Annotated in this window: 2 protein-coding genes and 3 pseudogenes; 4 read left to right on the top strand and 1 reads right to left on the bottom strand. The window is 52.2% G+C overall.

Annotation, left to right across the window (positions count from 1 at the left end):
* From clpX to yihA, 4 genes and pseudogenes are all read left to right on the top strand, one after another.
* Positions 1-1131, top strand: a pseudogene (gene clpX / locus P378_RS17340) (ATP-dependent Clp protease ATP-binding subunit ClpX); the annotation flags it as partial.
* Positions 1132-1287: 156 nt separating this feature from the next.
* Entirely contained in the window at positions 1288-3009 is a 1722-nt protein-coding gene (lonB, locus tag P378_RS17335; protein WP_099084086.1) for an ATP-dependent protease LonB, read from the top strand.
* Positions 3010-3223: 214 nt separating this feature from the next.
* Complete coding sequence (lon, locus tag P378_RS17330; protein WP_099084085.1) at positions 3224-5644, top strand: endopeptidase La; 2421 nt, start codon at positions 3224-3226, stop codon at positions 5642-5644.
* Positions 5641-6235: pseudogene (gene yihA / locus P378_RS17325) on the top strand (ribosome biogenesis GTP-binding protein YihA/YsxC). Before lon ends, yihA begins: the two are co-directional and overlap by 4 nt.
* Positions 6236-6311: 76 nt before the next feature.
* On the opposite strand, the pseudogene P378_RS17320 reads toward yihA, so the two are convergent.
* Positions 6312-6814, bottom strand: a pseudogene (locus P378_RS17320) (NAD(P)/FAD-dependent oxidoreductase); the annotation flags it as partial.

The raw sequence follows: 6814 nt of genomic DNA, 5'->3' as shown, positions 1-6814 counted from the left end.
AAATCATCGAAGAAGAGTTAAGCGACGACCTCAGGCTTGGATATGGGCGATTTACCAAAGCCCAAAGAAATAAAGGCTATTCTGGATCAGTACGTCATCGGCCAGGAAAATGCCAAGCGTCAACTGGCTGTGGCGGTCTACAACCACTACAAGCGGATTAACCTTGGGGGCAAAGTGGAAGACGTGGAACTCTCCAAGAGCAATATTGTTATGCTCGGCCCCACCGGTTGTGGTAAGACCTTGCTGGCCCAGACACTGGCTCGCTTGTTAAACGTGCCGTTTGCCATCGCAGATGCCACCTCTTTAACCGAGGCAGGATATGTCGGTGAAGACGTTGAGAATATCTTGCTCAAACTTATTCAAGCTGCGGATTACGATGTTGAAAAGGCCGAAAAGGGCATTGTTTACATCGACGAGATTGATAAAATCGCCCGTAAGTCCGAGAACCCTTCCATCACCAGGGACGTTTCCGGCGAAGGCGTACAGCAGGCCCTGCTAAAGATCCTGGAAGGCACCGTTGCCAGCGTACCGCCTCAGGGTGGACGCAAGCACCCGCACCAGGAATTCATCCAGCTGGATACCACCAACATTTTGTTCATTTGCGGCGGTGCCTTCGACGGCATCGAAAAGATCATTCAAAACCGCACCGGCAAGAAGCAGCTGGGCTTCGGCGCTGAGATTCAAACCAAAAGAGAACAAAAAATCGGTGAGATCCTGGCCAACATCCTGCCGGAAGACCTGCTCAAATTTGGTTTGATTCCCGAATTTGTCGGTCGTCTGCCCGTCATCGTCACCCTGGATGCCCTGGATGAAGAGGCCCTCATCCGCATCCTGACCGAACCCAAGAACGCCCTGGCCAAACAGTATGAAAAACTGTTTGAACTGGACGGCGTAAGCCTGGAAATCCAGCCCGACGCCCTCGGCGAAGTGGCCAAAGAGGCCCTCAAGCGCAATACCGGCGCCCGCGGCCTCCGTGCCATCATGGAAGAGGCCATGCTGAACATCATGTATGACATTCCTTCCCGCAAGGATATTTCGAAAGTCATCATCACCAAAGAAGCCATTCTTAAAAAGGGCGAACCGCTTCTTATTACAATGGAGAATAAGAAGAAAAAAGAAGAGTCTGCGTAGTTTAAGAGTACCATTGGGGCACGGAGTGTAAAAACTCCGTGTTTTTGTTTTTCTATCAGGTATTTGGCCGCTAAAGAAATCCCCCATAGCAGGTGTAAAATTTCGTACATTTAGCAATAATACAAGAAGGAAAGTCGACCAAAAGGAGGCATTGCTATGGGGGAACTTACCAGTCTCGGGGGTTTTCTCACCTTTATACAGGTATTTTTTGCGGTGGTCATCGGCCTGTACTTTTGGAACCTGCTGAAAGCCCAGCAAGGCAATAAGACAGCCGTCGAGAAGGAATCCCGCAAAGAAATGGAAAAGCTCCAGCGGCTGCGGGCCATCTCCTTAACCGAACCGCTGGCAGAGAAAACAAGACCCAAATGCTTTAGCGAAATCATTGGTCAGGAAGAAGGGCTGAAATCCCTCAGGGCTGCCCTCTGCGGTCCCAACCCGCAACACGTCATCGTTTACGGCCCACCCGGAGTGGGCAAAACGGCCGCAGCCCGGTTGGTATTGGAAGAAGCCAAAAAATCGCCCAATTCACCCTTCAAGGAAAACGCAAAATTTATTGAACTGGATGCCACCACCGCCCGTTTTGACGAAAGGGGCATTGCCGACCCGCTCATCGGCTCGGTACACGACCCCATTTACCAGGGGGCCGGTCCCATGGGGATGGCGGGGATTCCCCAGCCAAAGCCGGGAGCCGTTACCAAGGCCCACGGGGGCATGCTTTTCATTGACGAAATCGGGGAACTGCACCCCATCCAGATGAACAAGCTTTTAAAAGTGCTGGAAGATCGTAAAGTCTTTTTGGAGAGCGCTTACTACAGCTCCGAAGACACCAATATTCCCACCCATATTCACGATATTTTTCAGAACGGCTTGCCGGCGGATTTTCGCATGGTGGGAGCAACCACCCGGACCTCGGAAGAAATTCCCCCAGCCATCCGCTCCCGTTGTCTGGAAATCTTTTTCCGGGCCCTGCTGCCGGATGAAATTGAAAAAATTGCTGCCAACGCATCCCAGAAAATCGGCTTCCCGCTGGAAGAAGGCGCACTGGACGTGATCAAACGCTATGCCACCAACGGTCGTGAAGCGGTTAACATCATTCAAATCGCCGGCGGCATTGCCCTTACCGAGGGGAGAAAAGAAATCCTGGTGCGGGACATCGAGTGGGTTATCCACAGCGGCCAGTACACCCCCAGGCCGGAACGGAAAATCAACCCGCAGCCCCAGGTGGGCGCGGTGAACGGCCTGGCCGTATACGGCCCCAATATGGGCACCCTTTCCGAAGTGGAAGCCACCGTCATCCCCATTGCTGAAGGAACCGGCAAAATTACCGTTACCGGTGTGGTTGAGGAAGAAGAAATTGGCGGCAGCGGCAAAAGAGTACGTCGCAAGAGCATGGCCCGCAGTTCGGTGGAGAATGTTGTCACGGTGCTGCGGCGGGTGAAGGATGTGGACCCGAGAAATTATGATATCCACGTCAACTTCCTGGGCAGCGGTCTGGTGGACGGGCCCTCGGCCGGGGTCACCATTGCCACCGCCATCTACTCTGCCATCAAGGGAATTGCGGTGGACAACACCGTGGCCATGACCGGTGAAATCTCCATCCGGGGGCTGGTGAAGCCGGTGGGCGGCATTGTGACCAAAGTGGAAGCAGCCCGCCAGGCCGGCGTAAAGAAGGTCTTTATTCCCAAGGAAAATTACCAGGAAATGTTTAAAAACATAGAGGGTATCACCGTGGTGGCGGTGGAAACCCTGGATGAAGTAATTAAAGGCGCCTTAATGGGTCAGGCCGGGGCAGAGGAATCAAAGTGGGAACCGGTACCGGCTGCCCTGGAAATACCCGCTGCGGCGGCCTTCCTGTCTCAGAAAGCTGCCAAATCCTGATAATTTAAAAAATAATTGCGAAATATGAAACATCCTGCCAAAGAGAAATACCCTATTTGGCTTCTGCAAGCTCCTAAAACCCAGCGATTGCTGGGTTTTTTCCGTTACTGGGAATTATTGTTGTGGCGGGATTCTCGCCTTGTGTGTTATTATTACTTTATTCTGGTGCACTAGTTAATTAACTCATGATTAGAATATACAAGGAGGTGCGGCAGTGAATTCCGAATTAAAATCTCTACCCCTGCTTCCTTTGCGGGGCATTCTGGTTTTTCCCTATATGGTGATTCATTTGGATGTAGGACGGGAGAAATCTGTGCAGGCCATTGAAGAAGCAATGGTGCAGGACAGAATGATCTTTCTGGCCACCCAAAAGGAAGCGCAGACCGATGAACCCACTGTAGACGATATTTTCCAGGTAGGAACTGTAGCTGAAGTTAAACAATTACTTAAACTTCCGGGTGGTACCATTAGGGTGCTGGTGGAAGGCATTGCCCGGGCCAAGATAAACAAATACGAGCATCTGGAGCCCTACTTCAGGGTGGAAATTGAGCAGTACTCCGAAGATTTTGAGAAAAACGCTGAAATTGAAGCCCTTATGCGGAGTCTTGTTTACCAGTTTGAGCAATATGTTAAACTTTCCAAGCGCATTCCTCCGGAAACCGTGGTGACGGTGGTAAACCTGGAAGAACCCGGCCGTCTGGCGGATATTATCGCTTCCCATCTGGCACTGCGTATCGAGGATAAACAAAAGGTCTTGGAAGCCGTTACGATTGTGGAGCGGTTGGAAAAACTCTGCGCCATTGTGGCCAGTGAACTGGAAATTGTGGAACTGGAGCGCAAGATTAACATCCGGGTCCGCAAGCAAATGGAAAAGACCCAGAAGGAATACTACCTGAGGGAACAAATGAAGGCGATCCAAAAGGAACTGGGCGAAAAGGACGAACGGGTCGCTGAATGTGAAGAACTGAGAGACAAAATTGCCAAGGCCAAACTGCCCAAGGAAGCCGAAGAAAAGGCGCTCAAAGAAGTGGAGCGTTTGGAAAAAATGCCTCCCATGGCCGCCGAAGCAGCGGTGGTGCGCAACTACCTGGACTGGATGCTGAGCCTCCCCTGGAGCAAGAGCACCCGGGACCGCATCGATATTAAAGCTGCCGAAGAGGTTTTAGAGGCGGACCATTACGGGCTGAAAGATCCTAAGGAAAGAATTATAGAATACCTGGCCATTCGCAAGCTGGCCAAGAAGATGAAGGGTCCCATCCTTTGCCTGGTTGGACCGCCGGGTGTGGGTAAAACCTCCCTGGGTCGTTCCATTGCCCGGGCACTGGACCGCAAATTCATCCGCATCTCTCTGGGCGGCGTCAGGGACGAGGCCGAAATCCGGGGACACCGCCGGACCTACGTGGGCGCCATGCCCGGACGGGTCATACAGGGCATGCGCACCGCCGGCTCCAGGAACCCGGTCTTCCTGCTGGACGAAATCGATAAGATGGCCAGCGATTTTCGCGGCGACCCGGCTTCCGCACTGCTGGAAGTGCTGGACCCTGAACAAAACAGCACCTTCAGCGATCACTACATTGAGACACCCTTTGACCTGTCCAATGTGATGTTCATTACTACCGCCAACAACATGTGGTCCATCCCGCGTCCTTTGCTGGACCGGATGGAAGTTATTCAAATTTCTGGGTATACTGAAGAGGAAAAACTGCAAATCGCCAAGCGTCACCTGATGCCTAAGCAGATTAAGGATCATGGTCTGACTTCCGACATGATCAGTGTTTCGGACAACACCATCCTCAAGGTAATCCGGGAATACACCCGGGAATCCGGCGTACGTAACCTGGAGCGCAAAATCGCAGCCATCTGCCGTAAAACCGCCAAGAGAATCGTGGCCGGAGAAGCGGCAAAAGTGAAGGTCACGTCTCAAAACTTGGAGCAGTTCCTGGGCATTCCCCGTTACCGTTACGGGGTGGCTGAGCAAAACGATGAGGTGGGTACCGTTACCGGTCTGGCCTGGACCGAAGTGGGCGGCGATACCCTGGTAATCGAGGTGACCACCTACAAAGGCAGCGGCCGCATGACCCTGACCGGAAAACTGGGCGAAGTCATGAAAGAATCCGCCCAGGCAGGTTACAGCTACGTGCGCAGCCGGGCCCAGGACCTGGGCATTGATCAAGAGTTATTCGAGAAGTGGGATATGCATATTCACATTCCTGAGGGAGCCATTCCCAAGGACGGTCCTTCGGCGGGCATTACCATGGCCACTGCCATGGCCTCGGTACTCACCGGTCGTAAGGTGCGGCACGATGTGGCCATGACCGGGGAAATCACCCTGCGGGGGCGGGTGCTGCCGGTGGGCGGCATTAAAGAAAAAGTGATGGCAGCTCACAGAGCCGGCAGCAAAGTGATTATACTGCCCAGGGATAATAAAAAGGACCTGGAAGACATTCCGGTCAACATCAAAAAGCAGCTGGAATTTAAACTGGTCGAGCACCTGGATCAAGTGCTGGAAATTGCTCTGCTGGAAGAGGAAGCGGTGGAGACCTTTGTGGTAGAACCTGAAGCAGCAGCGGCCATTGATAACCCGCACTTTACCCCGGTGGTTCACCAGCAAGGAGGAACCCAGTTACCGTCGTGAAAATTGTATCCGCTGAGTTTTTAACCAGTGCAGTCAACCCCGGGGGTTATCCCCCGGGGAATTTACCGAAGTGGCCTTCGTGGGCCGCTCCAATGTAGCAAGTCGTCTCTGATCAACCGGCTGGTCAACCGCAAGGGATTGGCCCGGACCAGCAAAACCCCCGGCAGGACACAATTGATCAACTTTTTCACGATCAATGACAAATTCCTGCTGGTGGACCTGCCTGGCTACGGCTTTGCCAAGGTGCCCGAGGAAGTGCGGGCCAAGTGGGGAAAAATGATTGAGGGGTACTTGAAGAACAGGGAGACACTTAAAGGCGTGTTCCTGCTTTTGGACTGCCGTCATACCCCCACTTCCCAGGATAAACAGATGTACCAGTGGTTGCTGCATTACGGGGTACCGACAGTGGTGGCAGCCACCAAAATTGACAAACTGTCCAACAACCAGTGGGCCAAGCAGCAGGGAGTTATCAAGAAAACCCTTCCCTTATCCCCGGAGCACCGGCTGATCCCATTTTCCTCCGAAACCGGGCGGGGCAGGGATGAACTGCTGGGAGTTATAAAAAATTGGATACATAACACGGACAGTTAAAGGTCAGTAGAAAAAGAGTAACCGCTGGTCAAACGCCAGCGGTTTTCTTCGACATTTTTTACGAGGGTCTGACCCCCTATTTGGAACGTTTGGCGGGTAAGATGCTTTTTTTCTCCCAGTTCACGGAAGCTCGCACCAGTTCTAAAATATCACCGGCGTATTTTAGTACAGGGAAATTTGTGTTATAGAATAACTGTTTAATAATAGGAAAAGTGGCGGTTGCCACCAACCGGTCATAATCTTTATTTTCCATTGTATTGATAATTTCCCGCAAACGAACAGACCTTCTCATTTCCTGGTCCAACTTATCGGCCAGTTTTGTAAAGCACCGGTTTCCCTTAATGGCCCGGGCCGCCAGGACACCGCTGCGTAGGGAGGATACCGTGCCAAAGCCTAAAAAAGACTCCATAAAACCACCAGCAGCCCCAACCAAAAGAATGTTTCCTACATGGTGCGGGTAAGCGGTACCTGAAATGTGCTCCAGCAAAAAGTTTTCTTCGATGTGATAATCAAGTTTCTCCTGCTTTAAAAAAGTAACCCAGCGCCTCTCCGTTTCCTCAGGTTTGGCATTGGCGTGGA

The sequence above is a fragment of the Desulforamulus profundi genome (genome assembly GCF_002607855.1).
This window is presented reverse-complemented; position numbering and strand designations above follow the sequence as displayed.